Source organism: Leptolyngbya sp. FACHB-711, assembly GCF_014695615.1.
Taxonomy (GTDB): domain Bacteria; phylum Cyanobacteriota; class Cyanobacteriia; order Elainellales; family Elainellaceae; genus Leptolyngbya_A.
The window spans coordinates 1-2,471 of sequence record NZ_JACJOR010000445.1 but is presented as its reverse complement, the minus strand read 5'-3'; the positions used below and the strand labels follow the sequence as shown (position 1 = coordinate 2,471).

At 48.0% G+C, this 2,471-nt stretch carries 2 protein-coding genes; one reads left to right on the top strand and one right to left on the bottom strand.

Features of this window, described 5'->3' with window-relative positions:
- A partial coding sequence (locus H6F80_RS30885) for a Tn3 family transposase (protein WP_206755096.1) occupies window positions 1-1,773 on the bottom strand: 1,773 nt, incomplete at its 3' end.
- A gap of 208 nt (window positions 1,774-1,981) precedes the next feature.
- Between H6F80_RS30885 and H6F80_RS19910 the strand changes: the two genes are divergently transcribed.
- Window positions 1,982-2,374, top strand: coding sequence for a bZIP transcription factor (locus tag H6F80_RS19910; RefSeq protein WP_190793266.1), 393 nt, complete (start codon window positions 1,982-1,984; stop codon window positions 2,372-2,374).
- Window positions 2,375-2,471: the final 97 nt, after the last annotated feature.

Here is a 2,471-nt window from a genome sequence, read left to right as displayed (position 1 = left end):
CGGTAGATGAGTTTCAATCAACTCCCAATTCACCGTTTCAGAGAACAGTTGACCAATGTGTAGGTAACGGGTCGTAGAACTGAAACGGTAGAGGATTAAATCCTTCCAATTGCGAATGCGTGGCATCAGTTGAATGCCTAATAAATATGCCAGGGCAAACACTGTAGCACTTTGGGATTGAGTATCTCCATGAATCGTATCTGGTTGAATCTCAGATGTATTCTTCAACAGTCCATCCAGCAAGTACACGGCTTCCCACACGCCACATGGAATGAAATGGCTGAATAGAGCAATGTACGTATCAGAAACGTGATAATACCCAATCCCACCATAACCGCCATACCGAATGTGATATTCTGCCAGCAAGTTATCTTCGTAGATATCCCACTTGGTTCCGTCTACAGAGGCTCGCTTGCCATCTCCCCACAGCTTGGGCAAGCTGAAGCGGTTGTAAGCATTGATGATAGTGGCATTGGCTGCCTGAAGCTTATCTGGATCAATGTGGCGCTGGTGAGCATAAGCAACCTGCTTGCGGTCAAATCCTTTAAGGGATCGAGCTGCTTGAGTCGGTCCTAAATTGCAACCATAGCAGAAGGTACTCGCCAAGTAGCGGGCAGCAGGATTGTCCAGTTTGGCATCATGTCCCGACTTCGGCTTGAAGAATCGAGTCCAGTTTAGCCAAAGCTCTGTGTCTGTCAAGACATCGAGCAGATTGACTGGGGACAGCCGTTGAGCAATGAGTGCTTTGAGCGTGGCTACTCCCGATATGATCTTTGCCTTTGGCTTGCGAATCACTAGACGATCCTTCTGGTAGTCCACATCGACGTTGGTTGGAAAGCCAGCATCCGTAGCTTGAGCCGTTGTTTCCAACCACTGCTGAACATGGGCGACAAAGGCACTCGGTTCGGTCGGCAACCCCAGTTGCTTGCCATATTCACTCACCATTTCCTGGTATTGTTCCCAGGAAATGAGTTGCTGACCGTAATCTCCATATTCCCAACTCCCCTCAATATACAGATCGCCAGACTTCAAACCTAATAGCAGGTGAGAAAAGACGCACACCTCGAATGGACGGCGTTGCAGTGTACTGGGATAGGGAGTGCGTTTGCGCTGTCCAGTGACGAGAGCCCACCACTTCTGGGAAATCCAACTCAGGTCAAGCAGGTGGATGTGTCGTTCCTCATCCGTACCTGGGTGTTCAGTTTGCACAACTGAAACCGAGGCACTCCGACTGTGCCGATGTTGCAAGATGAATTTGATCGCTTCTATCAACGAGGTATTCTGCGTAATCGAACGCAGTGGCAGCACGTCCAGCAAGCGAAATAGGGCGCTGCGTTGGCTTTTGTAGAAGGTTTGTAGCAAGGGGAAGTAATTGTTACCGACATACGCCAGATGAGCATCGCAGGCTTCCAGAAGGGTGGGACCCTGGTCGCCAATCACCGTTTCAATGTCAGCAAAGCGTTGAGCGATCTCCCCTTCACCTTGAAACGCTGCAACCACATCTCGTAAGGTGGCAATCAAGCTATCTGTGCGAGCTTGAGTCTCCTGACGCAGCATGGCTAACGCCTCTTTGCCGCGATGATGCATTTGCTGCATCTGACGAATGAACATCTCTGCTAAATCATCCAGCGTTCGCGCATATTGAGCATTCAGCAGGGCAACGGCGAGCGTGTACCGCTTCAGGATGCTCATTTGTCGCATCCGAGGAGCATCTAAAGCCTTTGCTTCCTCAGCAAAATGCTTCCGTTTAACTTCTGGCAATTGGTTGAGCACTACTGTGCCAATTTGCAAACCCGCTAACCAATGCAACCGTTCAACCAGATCTTTGAGGTGGGTGATAGTGGGCTTGCCAGGATCTCGTTTGACTTCATTCTAAAGTGTCTTTCCTGTTTCTGGATCTGCTCGAAACAACGTATCGATTTGACGACGTTCGATCTCACTGACAACTGGTTGCGGGTTTTGCATAAAAGTTGATAGCTTTATGGAAGCCTTTAAATCTCAACAAATGGGCAACTTCCGTGGGAAGATTGGTGACGTTGTTTTCTGGGTAAGCGAGCAACCAGTGCCATCCGCAGAAACGGAGTCACGAATAAAAGAGTTAGAGTCACAAGTTTCAGCCCTTCAATCAGAGGTCTGGGAGTTACGCACCGAAATTGCAACTCTAAGGTCTAATGTTTCCAGCTTAGAGAACAATTTTAGAAACTTTGATCATGGCTTTTCCGCATCCATCCTATTTCTAGTAGGTTCCTTTTGTGCGCTGTGGGCGCAAAATACCAGACGTAATCCCTGGCTATGGTTTTTCTTTGGGATGCTGCTTTCCCCTATTTCACTGCTGGTGCTGTTAACCAAAAACTCAGCAGATCAACGACGATAAACTCTACGTCAATCAACAGAATGAAGTTGTCCGAGTACTTCTAGTAGTTCACCAAATAAACTTTGCCTAGTTAGCATGCTTTAATTTAGGATAGAGA